This window comes from Streptomyces sp. NPDC059897, assembly GCF_042730865.1.
Taxonomy (GTDB): domain Bacteria; phylum Actinomycetota; class Actinomycetes; order Streptomycetales; family Streptomycetaceae; genus Streptomyces.
This window is the reverse complement of sequence record NZ_JBHWKQ010000008.1, coordinates 177,513-200,176: the sequence shown is the minus strand read 5'-3', so window position 1 is coordinate 200,176 and position 22,664 is coordinate 177,513. Positions and strand designations below refer to the sequence as shown.

16 protein-coding genes and 1 pseudogene are annotated in these 22,664 nt (G+C 72.4%); all 17 read left to right on the top strand.

Translation table 11 applies throughout. From position 1 onward, the window contains the following. Positions 1 to 48 precede the first annotated feature (48 nt). The 17 genes and pseudogenes from ACFV9W_RS12145 to ACFV9W_RS12065 all read left to right on the top strand — a co-directional run bounded on the left by ACFV9W_RS12145 (position 49) and on the right by ACFV9W_RS12065 (position 22,537). Positions 49 to 1,815: a serine/threonine-protein kinase gene (locus tag ACFV9W_RS12145; protein ID WP_385758550.1), complete on the top strand. Its 1,767-nt coding sequence runs from the start codon at positions 49 to 51 to the stop codon at positions 1,813 to 1,815. Positions 1,816 to 2,045: 230 nt separating this feature from the next. Next, positions 2,046 to 3,227 carry an ROK family protein gene (locus ACFV9W_RS12140; RefSeq protein WP_385758547.1) on the top strand — a complete coding sequence of 394 codons (1,182 nt, stop codon included), beginning with the start codon at positions 2,046 to 2,048 and terminating at the stop codon, positions 3,225 to 3,227. A 195-nt stretch (positions 3,228 to 3,422) separates the two neighbouring features. Continuing rightward, the gene (locus ACFV9W_RS12135; protein WP_385758701.1) at positions 3,423 to 4,907 is read left to right on the top strand and encodes a sugar ABC transporter ATP-binding protein; all 1,485 of its coding nucleotides are present in this window, start codon (positions 3,423 to 3,425) and stop codon (positions 4,905 to 4,907) included. A gap of 379 nt (positions 4,908 to 5,286) precedes the next feature. Continuing rightward, complete coding sequence (locus ACFV9W_RS12130) at positions 5,287 to 6,297, top strand: ABC transporter permease (protein ID WP_385758544.1); 1,011 nt, start codon at positions 5,287 to 5,289, stop codon at positions 6,295 to 6,297. A 20-nt stretch (positions 6,298 to 6,317) separates the two neighbouring features. After that, positions 6,318 to 7,367 carry a substrate-binding domain-containing protein gene (locus tag ACFV9W_RS12125; protein ID WP_385758542.1) on the top strand — a complete coding sequence of 350 codons (1,050 nt, stop codon included), beginning with the start codon at positions 6,318 to 6,320 and terminating at the stop codon, positions 7,365 to 7,367. 55 nt (positions 7,368 to 7,422) lie between these two features. Next, entirely contained in the window at positions 7,423 to 8,628 is a 1,206-nt protein-coding gene (locus ACFV9W_RS12120) for a Gfo/Idh/MocA family protein (protein WP_385758539.1), read from the top strand. 27 nt (positions 8,629 to 8,655) lie between these two features. Continuing rightward, entirely contained in the window at positions 8,656 to 9,654 is a 999-nt protein-coding gene (locus tag ACFV9W_RS12115; protein WP_385758537.1) for a sugar phosphate isomerase/epimerase family protein, read from the top strand. Positions 9,655 to 9,909: 255 nt separating this feature from the next. Then, positions 9,910 to 12,357 carry a PQQ-dependent sugar dehydrogenase gene (locus ACFV9W_RS12110; RefSeq protein WP_385758535.1) on the top strand — a complete coding sequence of 816 codons (2,448 nt, stop codon included), beginning with the start codon at positions 9,910 to 9,912 and terminating at the stop codon, positions 12,355 to 12,357. A 15-nt stretch (positions 12,358 to 12,372) separates the two neighbouring features. Next, on the top strand, positions 12,373 to 13,749 hold the full coding sequence (locus ACFV9W_RS12105; protein ID WP_385758534.1) for a ThuA domain-containing protein: 1,377 nt from the start codon (positions 12,373 to 12,375) through the stop codon (positions 13,747 to 13,749). Between the two features lie 217 nt (positions 13,750 to 13,966). Beyond that, a complete protein-coding gene (locus tag ACFV9W_RS12100) occupies positions 13,967 to 15,130 on the top strand; it encodes an inositol-3-phosphate synthase (protein WP_385758531.1) in 1,164 nt (387 codons plus the stop codon). Beyond that, positions 15,127 to 16,137, top strand: a complete 1,011-nt coding sequence (locus ACFV9W_RS12095; RefSeq protein WP_385758529.1) for an SCO3242 family prenyltransferase — start codon at positions 15,127 to 15,129, stop codon at positions 16,135 to 16,137. The genes ACFV9W_RS12100 and ACFV9W_RS12095 overlap by 4 nt, the downstream gene beginning before the upstream one ends. Next, positions 16,134 to 17,024: a sugar phosphate isomerase/epimerase family protein gene (locus ACFV9W_RS12090; RefSeq protein WP_385758527.1), complete on the top strand. Its 891-nt coding sequence runs from the start codon at positions 16,134 to 16,136 to the stop codon at positions 17,022 to 17,024. Before ACFV9W_RS12095 ends, ACFV9W_RS12090 begins: the two co-directional genes overlap by 4 nt. Then, positions 17,021 to 17,734, top strand: a complete 714-nt coding sequence (locus ACFV9W_RS12085) for an EboA domain-containing protein (protein ID WP_385758524.1) — start codon at positions 17,021 to 17,023, stop codon at positions 17,732 to 17,734. The genes ACFV9W_RS12090 and ACFV9W_RS12085 overlap by 4 nt, the downstream gene beginning before the upstream one ends. Beyond that, entirely contained in the window at positions 17,734 to 18,585 is an 852-nt protein-coding gene (locus ACFV9W_RS12080) for a TatD family hydrolase (protein ID WP_385758521.1), read from the top strand. The genes ACFV9W_RS12085 and ACFV9W_RS12080 overlap by 1 nt, the downstream gene beginning before the upstream one ends. A 3-nt stretch (positions 18,586 to 18,588) precedes the next feature. Continuing rightward, positions 18,589 to 19,767: a metabolite traffic protein EboE gene (gene eboE / locus ACFV9W_RS12075; protein ID WP_385758518.1), complete on the top strand. Its 1,179-nt coding sequence runs from the start codon at positions 18,589 to 18,591 to the stop codon at positions 19,765 to 19,767. After that, positions 19,764 to 21,272 (top strand): annotated as a pseudogene (locus ACFV9W_RS12070) (alkaline phosphatase family protein); the annotation flags it as partial. The gene eboE and the pseudogene ACFV9W_RS12070, both read left to right, overlap by 4 nt. Before the next feature lie 92 nt (positions 21,273 to 21,364). Then, a complete protein-coding gene (locus tag ACFV9W_RS12065; RefSeq protein ID WP_385758515.1) occupies positions 21,365 to 22,537 on the top strand; it encodes a sugar phosphate isomerase/epimerase family protein in 1,173 nt (390 codons plus the stop codon). Positions 22,538 to 22,664: the final 127 nt, after the last annotated feature.

Below are 22,664 nucleotides of genomic sequence, written 5' to 3'. Positions count from 1 at the left end.
CGGTCAGGGGGCCGGCGGCATGGGGTGAAGGCGTGGGGGCCAGTACCGGTGGACGGCGTGCACGAGGTGTTCCAGCCGCTGCGGGCGGACGATCCGAAGACGGTGGGCGGATACCGTCTGGCGGCCCGGCTCGGCGCGGGCGGCATGGGCCGGGTCTATCTGTCGCACACCAGGGGCGGCCGGCCGGTCGCCCTGAAGGTGGTGCGACCGGAGCTGGCCGACGACCCCGCGTTCCGGCGGCGGTTCGCCCGGGAGATCAAGGCGGCCCAGCGGGTACGGGGCGCCTACACCGCCGAGCTGATCGACGCCGACGCCGAGGCGGCACCGCCCTGGCTGGCCACGCTCTACGTGCCCGGCCCGTCCCTCGCGGCGGCGGTGGCCCGCCACGGACCGCTCCCGGTGCCCGCGGTGCTGTGGCTGATGGCAGCGGTGGCCGAGGCGCTGGGGGCCATCCACGGCGTGGGCATCGTGCACCGGGACCTCAAGCCGTCGAACGTGCTGCTTGCCGCGGACGGGCCGCGAGTCATCGACTTCGGCATCTCCGTCGCCGCCGACCTGACGTCGAGCACGGTCACCGGATCCGCCGTCGGCACGCCCCAGTTCATGGCGCCGGAGCAGGCCGTGGCGGGGCAAGTGGGCCCGGCGACCGATGTGTTCGCGCTGGGGCAGACCGCGGCGTTCGCGGCTCTCGGCGCGCCGCTGTACGGGGAGGGCCAGTCGGTCGGCGTGCTCTACCGGATCGTGCACGAGAGACCCGATCTCTCCGTGCTGCCCGCGGAGTTGCGGCCGATCCTCGACCGGTGTCTCCAGGCAAGGCCCGAGGACCGGGCCACGCCGGAGGAGCTCGTCGCGTGGTGCCGGCGGAGCCTGGGCGGCGGCGCGAGCCCCGCGGTGTGGCGGGAGTTCGCCGGGTCGAGCGCGCCGGTTCCGGCGCCGCCGCTCGCCACCGTGCCGGACTCGGCGGCGGACGCGGGCACGGTCCGGGCCGCCGACGCGGTCACGGTCCGGGCCGCCGACGGCGGCACCGTCCCGGCGACCGTGGCGGAGCCGGGAACCCCTGCGTTGCCGCACCCCGCGCACGTGTTCGCGCCACCGCCCGAGCGTCTGCTGACGTCACAGGAGCGGCGCGCCCGGCGGCGCAGAACCGTGCTCGTCACCGCCGCGGTGACCGCGGGCGTGGTCCTGGCGACGGGCCTCGCGTGGGTCGTCGCCGACGGCGCGGGCGGGACCCGCGGCCGGGAGGCCTCCGGAGCGGGAGTGACGGCGTCGGGCAGCGCGGGCAAGCCGGGCGGGGGCTCCTCGGAGGGGACCGGCCGTCCGTCCGCCTCGGCCGCGGTGGAGTCCGCGCAGGGCATCGGCGCCGACGAGCAGAAGGCGGCCGGGGACGGGACCGACGGGTCTTCGGGGGACGCCGACGGGACACCGCGGGCCGAGGCCTACGCCCAGCGTTGGCTGGACGAGAAGTACTCGCTCAGCACCCGGGACCCGGAAGAGCGCAAGACCGGCGGCAGGGGCGACATCCGCTTCGTCTGCAAGCAGGTCGGCTGCGCCCTGGAGAGCGACACCAGTGTCTTCACCCTCCTCTACGACAAGCCGGGCGCCGACCACGACACGTGCAGGCTCGCCGTCACCGGCCAGAAGAGCCACCGGCTGCCGCTGTCCGGGGCCGCGGGCGGCAGCGAGATCTGCGTCAGGAACTCCGCCGGGGACATCGCTCTGCTCGTCGTGCAGACGAAGTCGACCGCCCTGTGGGACAAGCCGGGCATCAGCTTCCTCACCGCCGACGTGACGCTGTGGCGGGCGCCGAAGGTGTGACCGGGCGCCGAGCGTGACATCGACGGCGAGGGCGTGGCATCGACGACGAGGGCGTGACCGGGCGGCGCGGCAGGCTTTGTCCTGCGGCCGGAGAAAGTCGTGCGCAATTACCGCTCAACTTCTTCCCGCGCCGGGTGGGCGCTGCTACGTTCCCCATCGAAAGACGAACGTGAGCGCACGGCACCACCACCCATGAGGCCCGAAGCGGCGGGGAGGGGCACGTGAGACGCATGACGGCTCGACCGGCCAACGGGCACCAGGCGCGGCTGCTGCGGCTGCTGCGCGACGAAGGGCCCAACTCCCGTGCCCAGCTGGGCGATCAGGTGGAACTGTCGCGCTCACGGCTGGCCGTGGAGGTGGACCGGCTCCTGGACACCGGGCTCGTGGTCGCCGACGGGCTCGCCGCCTCGCGCGGCGGCCGCCGCTCCCACAACGTCCGGCTCGCCCCCTCGCTCCGCTTCCTCGGCGTCGACATCGGCGCGACCTCGGTCGACGTCGCGGTCACCAACGCCGAGCTGGAGATCCTCGGCCACATCGCCCAGCCCATGGACGTCCGCGAGGGCCCCGTCGCGGTCTTCGAGCAAGTCCTCGCCATGGCCGCCAAGTTGAAGTCCTCCGGGCTCGCCGAGGGATACGACGGCGCGGGCATCGGCGTGCCGGGCCCCGTGCGGTTCCCCGAGGGCGTCCCGGTCGCGCCGCCGATCATGCCCGGCTGGGACGGCTTCCCGGTCCGAGAGGCGCTCAGCCAGGAACTGGGCTGCCCCGTCATGGTCGACAACGACGTGAACCTGATGGCGATGGGGGAGCAGCACGCGGGCGTCGCCCGCCAGGCGAGCGACTTCCTCTGCGTCAAGATCGGCACCGGTATCGGCTGCGGCATCGTCGTCGGCGGCGAGGTCCACCGCGGCACCACCGGGTCGGCAGGCGACATCGGGCACATCCGCGTCGAGCAGGACGGCCGCCAGTGCGCCTGCGGCAACAAGGGCTGCCTGGAGGCGCACTTCAGCGGCGCCGCGCTCGCGCGGGACGCGGAGGCCGCCGCCCGCGACGGAAGCTCCGCGGAACTCGCCGCCCGCCTGGAGAGCGCGGGCCGGCTCACCGCCGCCGACGTCGCGGCGGCCGCCGCGGCAGGCGACACCACGTGCCTCGACCTGATCCGTGAGGGCGGCAACCGCACCGGACAGGTCATCGCGTCCCTCGTCAGCTTCTTCAACCCGGGGCTCGTCGTCATCGGCGGCGGCGTCACCGGGCTCGGCCACACCCTGCTGGCCGCCCTGCGCACCCAGGTCTACCGCCAGTCGCTCCCCCTGGCGACCGGCAACCTCCCCATCGTGCTGGGGGAGTTGGGGCCCACCGCCGGAGTGACCGGCGGCGCCCGACTGATCAGCGATCACCTTTTCTCACCCGCGTAAGCCCAGCCGCACCACGCACACCCTGCTCCACGCACGCCCAGTACGGCGCTCGTTCCACGCACACCCTGTACGGCGTTCGTTCCACGCACACCCTGCACGGCGCTCTGCCCCGCTCTGCCCTGAAACCGGTCCGCACCCGCCCCGAGGGGAACCGTCATGGGACCCGATACGGCCATCGCACCACCACTGCTCACCATGTCCGGCATCACCAAGTCGTTCCCCGGCGTGCGCGCCCTGGACGGCGTCGACCTGGAGGTCCAGGCCGGGGAGGTGCACTGTCTCCTCGGCCAGAACGGCGCCGGGAAGTCCACTCTGATCAAGGTCCTCGCCGGGGCGCACCAGCCCGACGACGGCGTCATCACCTGGCGCGGCGAACAGGTCGCGCTGCGCTCGCCGATCGCCGCGATGCGCCTCGGCGTGGCCACCATCTACCAGGAACTCGACCTGGTGGAGGCCCTGTCCGTGGCCGAGAACGTGTTCCTCGGGCACGAGCCGACCTCCGGCGGCTTCGTCGTGCGCGGACGCGCGGCCCGCACCGGGACCGCCGCGCTGCTGCGGCGGCTCGGCCACCCGGAGATCGACCCCGAGCGCCTCGTCGGCGACCTGTCCGCCGCCCACCAGCAGATCGTCTCGATGGCCCGCGCACTCTCCCACGACGTACGGCTCATGGTCATGGACGAGCCGTCCGCCGCGCTCGACCCCGACGAGGTCGAGAACCTCTTCCGGATCGTCGGCGACCTGACCGCCGAGGGCGTCGCCGTCGTCTACATCTCCCACCGCCTGGAGGAGATCCGCCGCATCGGCGACCGCGTCACCGTCCTCAAGGACGGCCGCGCGGTGGCCGTCGGACTGCCCGCCGAGCAGACCCCGACCCGCGACATCATCTCCCTGATGACGGGCCGCAACGTCGAGTACGTCTTCCCGGACCGGCCCAACACCGGACCCCGCGAGGAACCGCTCCTGAGGGTCCAAGGTCTCACCCGTGCAGGGGAGTTCGCGCCGCTCGACCTCGACATCCGCCCCGGCGAGATCGTCGGCCTCGCCGGACTCGTGGGCTCGGGGCGCTCCGAAATCCTGGAGACCATCTACGGCGCCCGGAAACCGACGGCCGGTCAGATCCACGTGGACGGGAGGCCGTTGCGCACCGGAAGCGTCCGCGCCGCCGTCCGCGCGGGCCTCGGACTCGCCCCCGAGGAGCGCAAGGCGCAGGCCCTGATGATGCTCGAATCGGTCACCCGCAACGTCTCCGTCTCCTCCATGTCCCGCTTCTCGTACGGGGGTTGGCTGGACCGCGGCCGGGAGCGGGAGGCCGCCCGTGGCGCCACCCGCGAACTGTCCCTGAGCCCCGACGACCCCACGGTGGCGGTGCGCACGCTCTCCGGCGGCAATCAGCAGAAGGCCGTGCTCGCCCGCTGGCTGCTGCGCGGCTGCCGGGTCCTGCTGCTCGACGAGCCGACCCGCGGCGTCGACGTCGGCGCCCGCGCCGAGCTGTACGCCGTGATCCGCCGCCTCGCCGACGAGGGCCTCGCCGTCCTCCTCGTCTCCAGCGAGGTCCCCGAGGTGCTCGGCCTCGCCGACCGGGTCCTGGTCCTCAAGGAGGGCCGGGTGGTCCACGAGTCCCCGGCCACGGACCTGGACGAACACGCCGTCCTCGACCTGGTGCTGGCGGGGTCCCGATGACCGGCCGCACGGCAAGGGCGCAGGCCCGGGGAGGCAGGGCGGCCGGGTCCGCGAGCCGACCCCTGCCCCGCACGACGAGGCCGCCGACCCGGGGCGCCGGACCGGCCGGGTCCGCGAGCCGGCCCCTGCCCCGCACGACGAGGCCACTGCCCCGGGACGCCGGACCGGCCGGGTCCGCGAGCCGACCCCTGCCCCGCACGACGAGGCCACTGCCCCGGGACGCCGGACCGGCCGGGTCCGCGAGTCGGCCCCTGCCCCGCACGACGAGGCCGCCGACCCGGGGCGCCGGACCGGCCGGGCCCGCGAGTCGGCCCCTGCCCCGCACGGCGAAGACAGCCCCCCGAGCCCACACCGTCCGCCCCCGAAGGGACCTGGCGTCATGACGCACCCCGCCCCCGCCGCCAGCCCGGCGGCCCCGGAGGCCGCCCCGGCCAAGCACAAGCCCCGCGTCGTCCGGATGGACGTCCGCACGCTCTCGCTCCTCGGCGTCCTCGCCGCGCTCGTCGTGATCGGCGGCATCACCCAGCCCGGCTCCTTCCTGGACACGGACAACCTCCAGCTCGTCCTCACCCAGGCCTCCGTCATCGGCGTCGTCACCGTCGGCATGACCTTCGTGATCATCTCCGGCGGGATCGACCTCTCCGTCGGCGCGATCGTCGCCCTCGCGGGTGTCTGGGCCACCACGGTCGCCACTCAGGAGTACGGCTTCGCCGGCGTCCTGTTCACGGCCATCCTCGTCGGCGTCGGCTGCGGCCTCGTCAACGGGGTGCTGATCGCGTACGGCGGCATGGTCCCGTTCATCGCCACGCTCGCCATGCTCGCCTCGGGCCGCGGACTCGCCCTGCAGATCACCGACGGCAAGACCCAAATGGTCACGGTGCCGGGGGTCCTGAAGCTCGGTGAGCGCGACTCGTACGTCCTCGGGATCCCGCCCCTGGTGCTCGTGTTCGTCGCGGTCACCGTGATCGGCTGGCTGATCCTGAACCGCACCACCTTCGGCCGCCGCACCGTCGCCGTCGGCGGCAACGCGGAGGCGGCCCGCCTCGCCGGCATCGACGTACGCCGCCAGCGCCTCTATCTCTATCTGCTCTCCGGCCTGTGCTGCGGCATCGCGGCCTTCCTGCTGATCGTGCTCTCCGGCTCGGGCCAGAACACCAACGGCAACCTCTACGAACTCGACGCCATCGCCGCCGCCATCATCGGCGGCACCCTGCTCACCGGCGGCCGCGGCACCATCGTCGGCTCCGTCCTCGGCGTCCTGATCTTCACCACGATCCAGAACATCTTCGCGCTGAACAACCTGCAGAGCGACGTCCAGCAGATCGCCAAGGGCGCCATCATCGTGGTGGCGGTCCTGGTGCAGCGGCGCACGGCCAGCACTTCCCATTGAAACGCGGAAAGGGACACGCCATGCCAGAGACAACGAGCCGCCGAGGACTGATCTTCGGCGCGGCCGCGGCCGTCACCGCGGGCGGACTCCTCACCGCCTGCACCAGTAACGAGCCCAGCGACAAGAGCGACGACAAGAAGGCCGCCGACCAGCCGGTCGCCGACGACAAGAAGGGCAAGCAGGTCACCATCGGCTTCGCGGGCCCGCAGGCCGACCACGGCTGGCTCAACGCCATCAACGACAACGCCAAGGAACGCGCCAAGAAGTACGCGGACGTCACCCTGGAGACCACCGAGGGCTCCAACGACACCGCCGCGCAGATCGGCCAGGTCGAGACCCTCATCAACAAGAAGGTCGACGTCCTCGTCGTGCTGCCCGCCGACGGCAAGGCGCTGACCCAGGTGGGCCTGAAGGCGATGCGCGCCGGCATCCCCGTCGTGAACCTCGACCGCATCTTCAACACCCCGCAGGCGTACCGCTGCTGGATCGGCGGCGACAACTACGGCATGGGGCTCAGCGCCGGGCACTACATCGGCGAGCAGCTCAAGGACAAGAAGAACGCGAAGGTCGTCGAGCTCGCCGGGCTCGACAACCTCGAACTCACCAAACAGCGCACCGAGGGCTTCGACGCCGCCCTGAAGAACTACCCCAATATCAAGAAGGTGGCCCGGCAGGCCGCCGAGTTCACCGTCGAGTCGGGGCAGGCCAAGATGTCCCAACTCCTGCAGGCGCAGAAGAACTTCGACGCCCTGTGGAACCACGACGACGACCAGGGAGTCGGCGCCCTCCGTGCCATCAAGCAGGCGGGCCGCGACGACTTCATGATGGTCGGCGGCGCGGGCGCGCTCTCCGCCTTCGAGGAGATCAAGCAGGACCGGGGCGTGCTGAAGGCCACCGTCCTGTACCCGCCGACCATGGCCGCCTCCGCGATCGACCTGGCCCGCGCCCTCGGGCAGGGCAAGGGCATCAGCGGCATGGCCGAGTTCGAGATCCCCGCGCACGTGACCCTGTACTCGGCCGTCGTCGACAAGAAGAACGTCGACCAGTACATGCCCACCGGCTTCAAGTGAGCCCTGCCCGTACGGCGTATCCCCCCAGCACCGCGCGGACGAGGAGGACTTCTGCATGGCAGGCAGCAACGGAAACGACGGGGCGAGGCCCGTCCTGGGTGTCGGCATGGTCGGCTACGCGTTCATGGGCGCCGCTCACTCGCAGGGCTGGCGCACCGTGGGCCGCGTCTTCGACCTGCCGCTCACGCCGGCACTCGCCGCGATCTGCGGCCGCGACGCCTCGGGGGTGCGCGCCGCGGCCGACCGGCTCGGGTGGGCCGCGGCCGAGACCGACTGGCGGGCGCTGATCGCCCGGGACGACGTCGACCTGGTCGACATCTGCACCCCGGGCGACAGCCACGCCGAGATCGCCGTCGCCGCCCTGGAGGCCGGCAAGCACGTGCTGTGCGAGAAGCCGCTCGCCAACTCGGTGGAGGAGGCGGAGGCGATGGCCGAGGCCGCCGAACAGGCGGCCGGGCGCGGCCAGTTGGCGATGGTCGGCTTCAACTATCGCCGCGTCCCGGCGATCGCGCTCGCCCGCCGCATGGTCGCCGAAGGGCGCATCGGCACCCTGCGCCACGTCCGCGCCCACTACCTCCAGGACTGGCTCGTCGACCCCGCCTTCCCGCTCACCTGGAGGCTGCAGAAACCGCACGCGGGCTCCGGCGCCCTCGGCGACCTCGGCGCGCACGCCGTGGACCTCGCCCAGTACCTCGCGGGCGAAGTCGTGACCGGCGTCTCCGCGCTCACCGAGACCTTCGTGCGCGAACGCCCGCTCCTGGACGGCGCGTCCTCCGGTCTCTCGGCGGCCGGGGGCGGCGACGCCGGAACCGGGCCCGTCACGGTCGACGACGCGGCCCTGTTCACCGGCCGGTTCGCCTCCGGGGCCCTCGCCTCCTTCGAGGCCACCCGGTTCGCGACCGGCCGCAAGAACGGGCTCACCATCGAACTCAACGGCTCCCACGGCTCGTTGGCCTTCGATCTGGAACGCCTCAACGAACTGTCCTTCCACGACCACACCGAACCCGCCGAGCGCGCCGGCTTCCGCCGGATCCTCGCCACCGAACCCGGCCACCCCTATCTGGAGGCCTGGTGGCCGCCCGGACACGGCCTCGGCTACGAGCACACGTTCACCCACCAGGCCCGCGACCTCGTCACCGCCATCGCCGAGGGGGCCCAGCCCCGGCCGTCGTTCGCCGACGGGCTCCAGGTGCAGCGCGTCCTCGCGGCGGTCGAGGAGAGCGCCGCCAAGAACTCCGTCTACACCCCGATCCCGGCCTGAGGGCCCCCGGCCCGAAAGGAGCCTGCCATGCCCCGCCCGTTCACCCTCTTCACCGGTCAGTGGGCCGACCTCCCGCTCGAAGACGTGTGCCGCATCGCCCGCGACGCCGGGTACGACGGCCTCGAACTCGCCTGCTGGGGCGACCACTTCGAGGTCGACAAGGCCCTCGCCGACCCCGCCTACGTCAAGGGGCGGCACGCCCTGCTCGACAAGTACGGCCTCAAGTGCTGGGCCATCTCCAACCACCTGGTCGGGCAGGCCGTCTGCGACGCCATGATCGACGAACGCCACGAGGCGATCCTGCCCGCCCGCATCTGGGGGCACGGCGAGGCCGAGGGGGTCCGGCAGCGGGCCGCCGCCGAGATCAAGGACACCGCCCGCGCGGCCGCCGCCTTCGGCGTCGACACCGTCATCGGCTTCACCGGCTCTGCCATCTGGCACCTCGTCGCCATGTTCCCGCCCGCGCCCGAGTCGATGATCGAGCGCGGCTACGAGGACTTCGCCGAACGCTGGAACCCGATCCTCGACGTGTTCGACACCGAGGGCGTCCGCTTCGCCCACGAGGTCCACCCCAGCGAGATCGCGTACGACTACTGGACCACGCACCAGGCGCTCGAGGCACTCGACCACCGCAGGGCCTTCGGCCTGAACTTCGACCCCTCCCACTTCGTGTGGCAGGACCTCGACCCGGTCGGCTTCCTGTGGGACTTCAAGGACCGCATCCTCCACGTCGACTGCAAGGAGGCCCGCAAGCGGCTCGACGGCCGCAACGGCCGGCTCGGCTCCCACCTGCCGTGGGGTGACCCCCGGCGCGGCTGGGACTTCGTGTCCGCGGGACACGGCGACGTCCCCTGGGAGGACGTCTTCCGCATGCTCCGCTCCATCGACTACTCCGGGCCCATCTCCGTGGAGTGGGAGGACGCGGGCATGGACCGCCTCCAGGGCGCCCCGGAGGCACTGACCCGCCTGAAGGCGTTCGACTACGAACCGCCCACGGCGTCCTTCGACGCGGCGTTCAACAGCTGACGCGGCGGCCACGGCCGCGCGACCCGATCCGCTGGTCGCGCGGCCGGTCGGCCATGCCCGAAACCGGCTTTGTCCTGAAGTAGGAAAAAGCTCAACTCTTCTCCGTACAAGGTCTGTTCGGGCGGGACAAACACGGCTAGCGTCCTGCCCCGAACGCACGCACGGCACACACATGGCACTCACGGCACAGATCCCTCCGGGGCGACGGCGCGCCCCGGCGTATCGCACGACCCGCCCCTCTGTCCGGAGGAACCCGTGCACAGGAAACGCCTGAGAACCCGCAACGCACTCGCCCTCATCACCGGCACTCTGCTCGCCGCCGCCTCGCTCACCTTCTCGGCGGCAGCGGCCCCCGCTCCCGTGGCCGGCACGGCCGCGGCCGAGGACTTCCAGCAGGTCACCCTCGCCAAGGGCGCACAGGAGGTCGGCGAGCCGATGTCGCTCGCCGTGCTGCCGGACCGCAAGGTCCTGCACACCTCGCGCGACGGCGTGCTGCGCCTGACCGACGAGAACGGCACCACCAAGATCGCCGGCAAACTCGACGTCTACACCCACGACGAAGAGGGCCTCCAGGGCGTCGGCGTCGACCCGAACTTCAGCGAGAACCGCGCGATCTATCTCTTCTACGCGCCCCCGCTGAACACCCCGGCCGGCGACGCCCCGAACGACGGCACGGCCGCCGACTTCGCCCCCTTCGACGGCTACAACCGGCTCTCCCGCTTCACGCTCAACGCCGACGGCACCCTCGACAAGGCCTCCGAGAAGAAGGTCCTCGACGTCCAGACCTCGCGCGGCATCTGCTGCCACGTCGGCGGCGACATCGACTTCGACAAGGACGGCAACCTGTACCTGTCGACGGGCGACGACTCCAACCCCTTCGCCTCCGACGGCTACACACCCATCGACGAGCAGAGCACCCGCAACCCGGCCTACGACGCCCAGCGCTCGTCCGGGAACACCAACGACCTGCGCGGCAAGATCCTGCGCATCAAGGTCGCGGCGGACGGCTCGTACACCATCCCGGACGGCAACCTGTTCGCCCCCGGCACCGACAAGACGCGCCCCGAGATCTACGCGATGGGCTTCCGCAATCCGTTCCGGATGAGCGTCGACAAGCCCACCGGCATCGTCTACGTCGGCGACTACGGGCCCGACGCGGGCACCGCCGACGCCAAGCGGGGCCCGGCGGGACAGGTCGAGTTCGCCCGTGTCACGAAGGCCGGGAACTTCGGCTGGCCGTACTGCACCGGCGACAACGACGCCTACGTCGACTACGACTTCGCGACGAAGACCTCCGGCGCGAGCTTCGACTGCGCCGCGCCGAAGAACAACTCGCCGCACAACACAGGACTCACCGACCTGCCGCCCGCGCAGGCCGCGTGGATCCCCTACGACGGCGGCTCCCTCCCGGAGTTCGGCTCCGGCTCCGAGTCCCCGATGGCAGGGCCCGTCTACCGCTACGACGCCGCCAACACCTCCCCGGTGAAGTTCCCCGAGGCGTACGACGGAGACTTCTTCGCCGGCGAGTTCGGCCGCCAGTGGATCAAGCGGATCGAGCAGGACGCCGAGGGCAAGGTCACCTCGATCAACCCGGTTCCCTGGACCGGCACCCAGATCATGGACATGGCCTTCGGCCCCGACGGCGCGCTGTACGTCCTCGACTACGGCCTCTCCTGGTTCGGCGGCGACGAGAACTCCGCCCTGTACCGCATCGAGAACGCCACCGACGGACACTCGCCGACCATCGACGCCAAGGCCGACAGGACCTCCGGGCAGGCGCCCCTGAAGACGCAGTTCACCTCCACGGCCTCCGACGCCGACGGTGACACGCTCACGTACTCCTGGAACTTCGGCGACGGCACCACCGGCACCGGCGCCTCGCCCAGCCACACCTACAAGAAGAACGGCACCTACACCGCGACCGTGACCGCCAAGGACTCCACCGGCCGCACCGGCAGCGCCGATGTGCACCTCACCGTCGGCAACACCGCGCCCAAGGTGACCCTGGAACTGCCCGCCGACGGCCAGCTGTTCACGTTCGGCGACAAGGTCCCCTTCAAGGTGAAGGTCACCGACCCGGAGGACGGGACCATCGACTGCTCCACGGTCAAGGTCACCCACGTCCTCGGCCACGACAGCCACGGCCACCCGATCACCTCGGCCACCGGCTGCTCCGGCACCATCCAGACCAGCGCCGACAGCGAGCACGACCCGAACGCCAACGTCTTCGGTGTCTTCGACGCCGAGTACACCGACAAGGGCGCCAACGGCCAGCCCGCGCTGACCACGCACGACCAGCACGTCACCCAGCAGAAGCACCGCCAGGCCGAGCACTACGGCGACTCCAAGGGTGTCTCGGTCGTCGGCCACGACACGGCCAACGGCGGCAAGGCCGTCGGCACCATCGAGAACGGCGACTGGATCTCCTTCAAGCCGTACGCCATCGGCAACGCCAAGTCCCTGAAGGCGCGCGTCGCCTCCGCGGGCCCCGGCGGCACCCTGGAGATCCGCACCGGCTCGCCCACCGGCCGACTCGTCGGCAGCGCCAAGGTCGCACCGACCGGCTCCTGGGAGACGTACGCCGACGTGACCACCGCCATCAGCAAGGCGCCCACCAGGAGCACCACGCTCTACCTGGTCTTCAAGGGCGGCAGCGGCAAGAACCTGTTCGAGATCGACGACTTCACCTTCACCACGGGCTGAGAGGAGCAGGTCAGCATGCGCACCTCCGTCAAGCTCGGGCTCGCGACGGCCGCCGCGGCCCTGCTCATCGGCGGGCTCACGGCCCCGGCCACCTCGGCGCCCCAGGGCGCCGAGGCCCGGGACCGGGTCCTGGTCTTCTCCAAGACCGCCGGGTTCCGGCACGACTCCATCCCCGAGGGCGTCGCCGCCCTCAAGGAACTCGGCGCCGCCGACCGGCTCGCCGTCGACACCACCGAGGACGCGACCGCCTTCACCCCGGGCAACCTCGCCCGGTACAAGGCCGTCGTCTTCCTCTCCACCACCGGCGACGTGCTCGACGCCGCGCAACAGAAGGCGTTCGAGGGCTACGTCGGCAAGGGCGGCGGCTACCTCGGCGTGCACGCCGCCGCCGACACCGAGTACGACTGGGACTACTACGGCGGCCTCGTCGGCGCCTGGTTCCAGGGGCATCCGGCCATCCAGCCGGCCACGGTCCGCGTCGAGGACCACAAGCATCCGGCGACGCACCATCTGCCGGACGCCTGGCAGCGCACCGACGAGTGGTACAACTACCGCTCCAACCCGCGCGACAAGGTGCACGTCCTCGCCACCCTCGACGAGACGACGTACAGCGGCGGCACCATGAAGGGCGACCATCCCATCGCCTGGTGCCAGAACTACGGCGGCGGCCGCGCCTTCTACACCGGCGGCGGACACACCAAGGAGTCCTACGCCGACCCCGCGTTCCGCGGCCACCTGCGCGGTGGTTTGCGGTACGTCACCGGGAAGGTCGCCGCCAACTGCCGCCCGAACACCGGCTACCGGGACATCTTCAACGGCAAGACGCTCGACGGCTGGAAACAGGCCGGGCCGGGCAGCTTCGCCGTGGACCCGGCGAACGGGACGCTCAACTCCCGAGGCGGCATGGGCCTGCTCTGGTACCAGGCCAAGGAACTGGGGTCGTACTCCCTCAAGCTCGACTGGAAGATGGCGAGCGACGGCGGCGACGACAACTCCGGTGTCTTCGTGGGCTTCCCGGCCTCCGACGACCCCTGGTCGGCCGTCGACAAGGGCTACGAGATCCAGATCGACGCCACCGACGCACCGGACCGCACCACCGGCGCGGTCTACTCCTTCCAGTCCGCCGACCTCGCGGCCCGCGACAAGGCCCTGAAGCCGCCGGGGGAGTGGAACTCCTACGAGATCAAGGTGCGGGGCGAACGCCTCCAGGTGTTCCTCAACGGAGTCGAGGTCAACGACTTCACCAACAAGGACCCCGCGCGGAGCCTGACCGACGGCTACATCGGTCTGCAGAACCACGGCGACTCCGACCAGGTGTCCTTCCGCAAGATCCGCCTGAAGGAGCTCACCCCCACGTCCGGCCCGGGCGCGCTGCCCGGAGCGGGCGACTAGGACGGCGGCGGGCGAGGGACGCCGGACCCCCGCCCGCCGCCTTGCCCTGCCGGGCGCGGCGGGGCACGCCCCGGGGCCGGTCACGGCCCCGGGCCCACCGGCTCGGCGCGCGGGCCCGCCATCGACGCAGGACACGGCTTCGGCGGCGAGCCCGCCCTCGACGCCGGAGTCGGCTTCGGCGCCGCGCGTGATGTCACGTTCGACCAGGAGGCTGCCCATGTCCGCCGGAACCTTCCCCTCTTCCCTGTCCTCCTCGTCCTCCCCGGTCTCATCGGACCGGCGGTTCGGTGTGTGGCTGATCGGCGCCCGCGGCTCCGTCGCCACCACGGCCGTCGCGGGCTGTGCCGCCGTCGGCGCCGGGCTGCATCCACCCTCCGGAATGGTCACGGAGACCGAGCCGTTCACCACGGCGGCCCTGCCACCCCTGACGTCCCTCGTCTTCGGCGGCCACGACACCCTCGACTGCCCGCTGCCCAAACGCGCCGAACACCTCGCCGCCGGGGGAGTGCTGCCGCACGGCCTGCCGGGCGCGGTGCACTCCGAACTCGCCGCCGCCGACCGGGATATCAGACCCGGCGGACCACTTCCCGGCGACGGCCGTCCCCAGGACGAGCTGATCGCCGCCTTCACCGCCGACATCCAGAGCTTCGTACGACGCCACGCCCTGGCCGGGGCCGTCGTCGTCAACGTCGCCTCCACCGAGGCGCCACCCCACGGCGACGACCTCCCGGCCAGCTCCCTGTACGCGGCGGCGGCCCTGCGCGCCGGTTGCCCGTACATCAACTTCACCCCCTCCACGGGACTCCACCACCCCTCTCTTCAGCACGCGGCCCACACCGCGGGCGTGCCCTTCGCGGGCCGCGACGGCAAGACAGGGCAGACCCTGCTGCGGTCCGTGCTCGGCCCGATGTTCCGCAAGCGCGCGCTCGACGTCCGCGCCTGGTCCGGCACCAACCTCCTCGGCGGTGGCGACGGCGTGGCCCTCGCCGATCCGGCCGCGGCCGCCGCGAAGAACGCCGGCAAGGAGCGCGTCCTCGCCGACACCCTCGGCAGCGTCCCCCAGGGCGAGGTCCACATCGACGACGTCCCGGCGCTCGGCGACTGGAAGACCGCCTGGGACCACATCGCCTTCGACGGCTTCCTCGGCGCGCGGATGACCCTCCAGACCACGTGGCAGGGCTGCGACTCGGCGCTCGCCGCGCCCCTCGTCCTCGACCTGGCCCGCCTGCTGCTGAGCGCCGCGCGATCCGGACTGACCGGCCCCCGGCCGGAGCTGGGCTTCTACTTCAAGGATCCCGACCCCGGCGCGTCCTCCGACCTGGACCACCAGCACGAGGCCCTGCTCGCCTTCGCGGACCGCCTGCGGGACGGCGCGGCGTGAGCGGCACGGGCACGGGGCCGGGGGAGCGGGGCTCGGAGTCGCGAGGCCGGGCCTGGGCGGAACTCCTGCGGCTACCCGCCCTGTTCACCGTCCCCGGCGACGCCCTGGCCGGAGCGGCCGCGACGGGAGCCCGCCCCACCCGCGGCACGCTCCTCGCCATCGGCGCCTCCGTCAGCCTGTACGCGGCGGGCATGGCCCTCAACGACTGGGCCGACCGGGACGAGGACGCCCGCGACCGCCCGCACCGCCCGATCCCCTCCGGCCGCGTCCGCCCGGCCCACGCCCTGGCGGCGGCCGGAGCCCTGACCGGTGCCGGCCTCGCCCTGGCCCACCGCGCCGGCCGGACGACCGGCGCCCTCGCCACGGCCCTCGCGGCCACGGTGTGGGCGTACGACCTCCGCCTCAAGTCCACCCCCGCGGGCCCGGCGGCGATGGGCACGGCCCGCGGCCTCGACCTGCTGATGGGAGCGACGGCCACGGTCCGGGCGGGCTCACGGGGTGGCCCGAGGCCGGAACGGACCACGGCCACCACCCCGACGCGGCCCCTCACCGCCGCCGCCACCCTCGCCGTCCACACCACCGCCGTGACCACGGTCTCCCGCACGGAAGCCCAGGGCGGGTCCAGCACCGCGCCCCTGAAGGCCCTGGCCACGGGACTCGCCATCGCGGCGACGCTCCTCACCGCGCGGGCGGGACACCCGCTGCGGGACGGACCCACGTCCTCCTCACCGACTCGCTCCGGACGGGGCGGGCCGGTGAGCCCCGCCCCGATCACCGTCGCGCTCCCCGCCGCCGCGTACGCCACCACCGCCCTGCGCCCCCTCCTCCACGCGGCCCTCAACCCCTCGCCCCCGCTCACCCAACGCGCCGTCGGCGCCGGCATCCGCGCGCTCGTCCCCCTGCAGTCCGCGCTGGCCGCCCGCTCCGGCGCCCCGGTGACCGCGCTGGCGACCCTCGCCCTCGCCCCGCTGGCCCGCCGCTTCGCCAAGAAGGTGAGCGTCACATGACCGCCACCGGAGCCGAGCCGATCCCACCGCGCTGGGGCTACGGCACCAACGGCCTCACCGACCTGCGCCTCTCCGACGCCCTCGGCCTCCTCGCCGACCTCGGCTACGACGGAGTCGGGCTCACCCTCGACCACATGCACCTCGACCCGCTCGCCCCGGACCTGGCGGCGCGCACCCGCGAGGTGGCCCGCGCCCTCGACCGGCACCGGCTCACGGCCACCGTGGAGACCGGCGCCCGCTACGTACTCGACCCACGCCGCAAACACGGCCCCTCCCTCCTCGACCCGGATCCCGACGCCCGGGCCGCCCGTGTCCAACTGCTCGTCCGCGCCGTCCAGGTCGCCGCCGACCTGGGCGCCCACGCGGTGCACTGCTTCAGCGGCACCACCCCCGACGGCACCGACCCGGACAGCGCGTGGAAGCGCCTCGCCGCAGCGCTCACCCCCGTACTGGAGGCCGCCGAAACCGCCGGTGTCCCGCTCGCCATCGAGCCCGAACCCGGGCACCTCCTCGGCACGCTCGCCGACTTCCACCGGCTGCGCCGCGACCTGGGCAGCCCCGCGGCCCTCGGCCTGACCCTCGACATCGGGCACTGCCAGTGCCTGGAACCGCTGTCCCCCGCCGACTGCGTCCGCGCGGCGGGCCCCTGGCTGCGGCACGTGCAGATCGAGGACATGCGCCGGGGCGTCCACGAGCATCTGCCGTTCGGGGAAGGGGAGATCGATTTCCCGCCCGTGCTCGACGCCCTCGCGGCCACCGGCTACCGGGGCCTGACCGTCGTCGAACTGCCCCGCCACTCCCATGCGGGACCTCAACTTGCCGCCGAATCACTGGACTTCCTGTGCTCCGTGAGGCCGTCGGCGGCACCGCGAGGAGGCACGCCATGACGTACGACACGGGCACCGGCACCGGCACCGGCACTGGCTCCGCCGCCGGCGGCCTCCCGGCCCTCGCCACCGTCCGCGCACGCCTCGACGCCGCGCTGGACGCCGCCGCCCGCGCCTGGCTGCACGCGGCCATCGCCGACGCGAGCGCCCCGACCGATCCCCTTTCGAACGAACACCGCCTCCCTGCCTGGCAGTTGAGGTTCGCCGAAGCGGGGCGCCGCGTCGGCGACGAGCGCGCGGACGCCGCCCGGCTCCTGCTGCTGCTGCACGCCGCGAAGGCCGACACCGTCACCCTCACCGCGCTGTACAACCAGGGCACCGCCGCAGAACGCCGCGCCGTCCTGCTCGCCCTGCCCCACCTGGTGGAAGGGCCGGACGCCCTCCCGCTGGTCGAGGACGCCCTGCGCGCCAACGACACCCGCCTCGTGGCCGCCGCCGTCGGACCGTACGCCGCCACGCACCTGCCCGCCCACGCATGGCGGCACGCCGTCCTCAAGTGCCTGTTCACCGGGGTGCCGGTGGATGCCGTGGCACGGCTCGCCGACCGCGCCCGCGGCGACGGTGAACTCGCGCGCATGCTGGGCGACTTCGCCGACGAGCGGACCGCGGCGGGTCGCCCCGTCCCCGACGACCTGCACCGCGTCCTGGCCCGCACCGCGCCCGAGCCCCCGACGGACGGCCGGGCCGATCCCCACGGCAAGGAGTCCTGATGCGCCTCTTCGACCCCCACATCCACATGACCTCGCGCACCACCGACGACTACAAGGCGATGCACGCCGCCGGTGTGCGGGCCCTGGTCGAGCCGGCCTTCTGGCTCGGCCAGCCCCGCACCTCGCCCGCCTCCTTCTACGACTACTTCGACTCCCTCCTGGGCTGGGAGCCCTTCCGCGCCGCCCAGTACGGCATCGCGCACCACTGCACGATCGCCCTCAACCCCAAGGAGGCGAACGACCCGCGCTGCACCCCCGTCCTTGACGCGCTGCCCCGCTACCTCGTGAAGGACAACGTCGTTGCCGTCGGCGAGATCGGCTACGACTCCATGACCGCCGCCGAGGACACCGCACTCGCCGCCCAGCTCCAACTCGCCGCCGACCACGGCCTGCCCGCCCTCGTGCACACCCCGCACCGCGACAAGCTCGCCGGGCTGCGCCGCACCCTCGATGTCGTCCGGGAGTCCGCGCTGCCCGTCGACCGTGTCCTGATCGACCACCTCAACGAGACCACCGTCAAGGAGGCCAAGGACTCCGGCGCCTGGCTCGGCTTCTCCGTCTATCCGGACACCAAGATGGACGCGGAGCGGATGGTGGAGATCCTGCGCGTCCACGGCCCGGAACAGGTCCTCGTCAACTCGGCGGCCGACTGGGGCAACAGCGACCCGCTCAAGACCCGCGAGGTCGCCGACGCCATGCTCGCCTCCGGCTTCACCGACGACGACGTCGACCGTGTGCTGTGGCGCAACCCCGTCGCGTTCTACGAGCTCAGCGGCCGGCTGCGCCTCGACGTCCCGGCGACGGAACCCGCCACCCACGAAGGCAACTCGATCCTGCGCGGCGGTGAGTGACCCATGCGCTTCCGGCACCCCGACGGCTCCACCGTCCACCTCGCGTACTGCACCAACGTGCACCCCGCCGAAACCCTCGACGGTGTCCTCGCCCAACTGCGCGACCACTGCGAACCTGTGCGCAAACGCCTCGGCAGGGACCGCCTCGGCATCGGCCTGTGGCTCGCGAAGGACGCCGCCCGCGCCTTGATCACCGACCCCACCGCGCTGCGCGGACTGCGCGCCGAACTCGACCGGCGCGGCCTCGAGGTCGTCACCCTCAACGGCTTCCCCTACGAGGGCTTCGGCGCCGCCGAGGTCAAGTACCGCGTCTACAAACCGGACTGGGCCGACGAGGAGCGCCTCGACCACACCGTCGACCTGGCCCGGCTGCTCTCCACCCTGCTGCCCGCCGACGCCGCCGAAGGCACCGTCTCCACCCTGCCGCTCGCCTGGCGCACCGCCCACGACCCGCACCGCGCCGAACGGTCCCGCGCGGCCCTGCGCACTCTCGCCGAACGCCTCGACACCATCGAGGAACTGACCGGCCGCTCGATCCGCATCGGCCTGGAACCCGAGCCCGGCTGCACCGTCGAAACCACCGGCGACGCCATCGGTCCCCTCACCGACATCGCCCGCACCGACCGCGTCGGCCTGTGTCTGGACACCTGCCACCTCGCCACCTCCTTCGAACAACCCGACACCGCGCTCGACGCCCTCGCCGCCGCCCGCATCCCCGTCGTGAAGGCCCAGCTCTCCGCCGCCCTCCATGCCGAACACCCCCATCTGCCCGAAGTCCGGGCCGCGCTCGCCGCGTTCGACGAACCCCGCTTCCTGCACCAGACCCGCGCCCGCGCCGACGGCACCCTGCACGGCGTCGACGACCTCGGCGAGGCCCTGACGGCCGACGGGCAGGGACTGCCGCAGGGCGTGCCCTGGCGCGCCCACTTCCACGTCCCCCTGCACGCGGCCCCCGCCGCGCCCCTCACCTCCACGCTCGATGTCCTCCAGGACACGCTGACCCGCCTCGTCGGCGGCGCCCGCCCGCTCACCCGCCACCTGGAGGTCGAGACCTACACGTGGCAGGCGCTGCCGACGGCCCTGCGCCCGCGTGGACGCCAGCAGCTCGCCGACGGCATCGCCGCCGAACTCGCGCTGGCCCGGGACCTGTTGACCGACCTCGGCCTCAAGGAGCTGCCATGACCTCCGGTGGTTCGTCGGATTCCCAGCGCGGCGCCGCTCCCACGCCACGGGGCTCCGCCCCGGACCCCGCTGCTCAATCGCCGCAGGGGCTTGAAAATGCTCATCCGCCGCAGGGGCTTAATTTGCCCGGTCCACCGCCCGCCGTCACCCCCCTCCTCGTCCTCGACGTCGTCGGCCTCACCCCCCGCCTGCTCGACCACATGCCGCACCTCAAGGACCTCGCCCGGTCCGGGTCCCGCGCCCCGCTCGGTACCGTGCTGCCCGCCGTCACCTGCGCCGCCCAGTCCACCTTCCTGACCGGCACGATGCCCGCCGAGCACGGCATCGTCGGCAACGGCTGGTACTTCCGCGAACTCGGCGACGTACTGCTGTGGCGCCAGCACAACGGCCTCGTCGCCGGCGACAAACTCTGGGACGCCGCCCGCCGCACCCACCCCGGCTACACGGTCGCCAACATCTGCTGGTGGTACGCCATGGGCGCCGACACCGACATCACCGTCACCCCCCGTCCCGTCTACTACGCCGACGGCCGCAAGGAACCCGACTGCTACACCCGGCCCCCGGACCTGCACGACGAACTCACCGACAAGCTCGGCACATTCCCCCTGTTCCACTTCTGGGGCCCGGGCGCCGACCTCGTCTCCAGCCGGTGGATCATCGACGCCACCCGGCACGTCCTGGCCACCCGCCACCCCGACCTGATCCTGAGCTACCTCCCGCACCTCGACTACGACCTGCAGCGCTACGGACCCGACGACCCGCGCTCCCACCGGGCCGCCGCCGACCTCGACGCCGCGCTCGCCCCGCTCCTGGACGACGCCCGCGCCGAAGGCCGCACCGTCGTCGCCCTCTCCGAGTACGGCATCACCCGAGCCGACCGCCCCGTCCACATCAACCGGGCGCTGCGCCGCGCGGGACTCCTCGAGGTGCACACGCAGGACGGCATGGAGTACCTCGACCCGATGGCCTCCCGCGCCTTCGCCGTCGCGGACCACCAGATCGCGCACATCTACGTACGCCGCCCCGAGGACCTCGACGCCACCCGCGCCGCGCTCGCCGACGTGCCCGGCATCGAGCAACTCCTTGACGACGAGGGCAAGAAGGCGCATCAGCTCGACCACCCGCGCTCCGGCGAACTCGTCGCCATCGCCGAGGCCGACGCCTGGTTCACGTACTACTACTGGCTCGACGACGCCCGCGCGCCCGACTTCGCGCAGCTCGTCGAGATCCACCGCAAACCCGGCTACGACCCGGTCGAACTCTTCATGGACCCCCTCGACCCCTATGTGAAGGTCAAGGCGGCCACCGCCCTCGCCCGCAAGAAGCTCGGCATGCGCTACCGCATGGCGGTCGTCCCACTGGAAGCCTCACCTATTCGCGGCAGCCACGGCCGGCTCCCGGCGAGCGACGAAGAAGGTCCGCTCATCCTGTGCTCCACCCCCCACGCGTTCTCAGGCCGCGTCGCGGCCACCGAAGTGAAAGCCCTGCTCCTCGAATTGGCGGGAGCAGCAGCAGTTCCAGTTACAGAGAGTGAAGCACACGCCACTGACAACGCCCGGGCCCTGAACCCGGAATCACCGGACCGAAGGAAGACACCGTGACCGAACTCCACCGCACCACCGCCGCCGACGCGGCAGCAGGCCCCGACGAGGCCCTCAGATCCCGCCTCGGTATCGGCCGCCGCCGCTTCCTCAGCACCTGCACCGCTGTCGCGGGCGCCGCCATCGCCGCACCCGTCTTCGGCGCGGCCCCCGCACTGGCCCAGCCTGCGACCGCATCCGCAGGCGGCGGCCTCGGCACCCGCCTCATCCCCGCCGACAAGCGCGGCATCATCCTCTACACCGTGCGCGACGCCATCGGCCGCGACCCGCTCAGCAGCACCCTGCCCTCCGGCTTCCGCGAGGTGTTCAAAGAGCTGGCCCGCTACGGGTACAAGCAGGTCGAGTTCGCCGGCTACGGCCAGCACGCCAACGCGCCCGGCGGCGCGAACCTGGAATCGGTCGCGGGCGCGAAGCTGCTGCGCTCGTGGCTCGACGAGTACGGTCTGCGCGCCCAGGGCAACCACGGTTTCATCCCGTCGTCCTGGCCGCTCACGCAGGCCGACACCGACCAGTTCAAGAAGCACCTGGAGATCGCGAACATCCTCGGCCTGGACCACATGGGCACCGGCGGCGACCCCACCGGCAGCTCGTACAAGGCGGACTGGGACGTCGCCGCCGACAAGTGGAACGCGCTGGGCCGGATCGCGGACCGCGCGGGCCTCAAGCTCTACACGCACAACCACGACGCGGCGTACGGGTTCCTGCTCGACGGCGGGCCGCTCGACGACCAGGGCAGGCCCACCCGCAGCTCCGGCATCCGCAAGCTGGAGTACTTCCTGCGGATCACCGACCCGAAGTCGGTGTGGCTGGAGATGGACATCTTCTGGGCGCACGTGGCCCAGTACAAGTTCCACACCTACACCGCGCACGACGGCTCCACGCGCGAGAAGGTCTTCGACCCGGCCGCCCTGGTCGTCGCGAACAACGCGCGCTACCCGCTCTTCCACGCGAAGGACGGCACGCGCAACGACACCAACGGCATGGGCTACGACATGGTGCCCTTCGGTGAAGGTGTCATCGACTACCGGACGTTCTTCAAGCGGGTCGGCGCCCGCAACTACCACAACCCCATGGTCGAGCAGGACAACGCGCCCAGCGCCACCGTCCCCGGCCAGTCCCTGACCCATGCGCGGATCGGCTACGACAACCTGGCCGCACTCCGCAAGTAGCGCACACGACATGAGTGGGGGCCGGCCGCCGCGGCCGGGCCCCACGCAACTGTTGGGGGGGGGCGTTTCGGGTCGCGCGTTAAGTGTTAATTTCAAACAAACACCCATTTGGTTACGCCCCCGGGGT

Bases quoted from the DNA above. Each gene is read 5' to 3' on its own strand.
- ACFV9W_RS12140 (WP_385758547.1), top strand. From the start codon at position 2,046: ATGACGGCTCGACCGGCCAACGGGCACCAGGCGCGGCTGCTGCGGCTG.
- ACFV9W_RS12135 (WP_385758701.1), top strand. From the start codon at position 3,423: ATGTCCGGCATCACCAAGTCGTTCCCCGGCGTGCGCGCCCTGGACGGC.
- ACFV9W_RS12130 (WP_385758544.1), top strand. From the start codon at position 5,287: ATGACGCACCCCGCCCCCGCCGCCAGCCCGGCGGCCCCGGAGGCCGCC.
- ACFV9W_RS12125 (WP_385758542.1), top strand. From the start codon at position 6,318: ATGCCAGAGACAACGAGCCGCCGAGGACTGATCTTCGGCGCGGCCGCG.
- ACFV9W_RS12120 (WP_385758539.1), top strand. From the start codon at position 7,423: ATGGCAGGCAGCAACGGAAACGACGGGGCGAGGCCCGTCCTGGGTGTC.
- ACFV9W_RS12115 (WP_385758537.1), top strand. From the start codon at position 8,656: ATGCCCCGCCCGTTCACCCTCTTCACCGGTCAGTGGGCCGACCTCCCG.
- ACFV9W_RS12105 (WP_385758534.1), top strand. From the start codon at position 12,373: ATGCGCACCTCCGTCAAGCTCGGGCTCGCGACGGCCGCCGCGGCCCTG.
- ACFV9W_RS12100 (WP_385758531.1), top strand. From the start codon at position 13,967: ATGTCCGCCGGAACCTTCCCCTCTTCCCTGTCCTCCTCGTCCTCCCCG.
- ACFV9W_RS12090 (WP_385758527.1), top strand. From the start codon at position 16,134: ATGACCGCCACCGGAGCCGAGCCGATCCCACCGCGCTGGGGCTACGGC.
- ACFV9W_RS12085 (WP_385758524.1), top strand. From the start codon at position 17,021: ATGACGTACGACACGGGCACCGGCACCGGCACCGGCACTGGCTCCGCC.
- ACFV9W_RS12080 (WP_385758521.1), top strand. From the start codon at position 17,734: ATGCGCCTCTTCGACCCCCACATCCACATGACCTCGCGCACCACCGAC.
- eboE (WP_385758518.1), top strand. From the start codon at position 18,589: ATGCGCTTCCGGCACCCCGACGGCTCCACCGTCCACCTCGCGTACTGC.